This window comes from Streptococcus sp. HMSC064H09 (assembly GCF_001812625.1).
Classification (GTDB): Bacteria; Bacillota; Bacilli; order Lactobacillales; family Streptococcaceae; genus Streptococcus.
The window spans coordinates 1-255 of record NZ_KV809576.1; the positions used below are offsets into that span (position 1 = coordinate 1).

The 255-nt window shown below is 56.5% G+C and carries 1 rRNA gene; it reads left to right on the forward strand.

Going from position 1 to position 255, the window contains the following annotated elements:
- A 23S ribosomal RNA gene (locus tag HMPREF2867_RS04225) occupies window positions 1-255 on the forward strand; the annotation flags it as partial.

Consider the following 255-nt stretch of genomic DNA (forward strand, 5'->3'; position numbering starts at 1 on the left):
TGGAAATCATTCGCAGAGTGTAAAGGTATAAGGGAGCTTGACTGCGAGAGCTACAACTCGAGCAGGGACGAAAGTCGGGCTTAGTGATCCGGTGGTTCCGCATGGAAGGGCCATCGCTCAACGGATAAAAGCTACCCTGGGGATAACAGGCTTATCTCCCCCAAGAGTTCACATCGACGGGGAGGTTTGGCACCTCGATGTCGGCTCGTCGCATCCTGGGGCTGTAGTCGGTCCCAAGGGTTGGGCTGTTCGCCC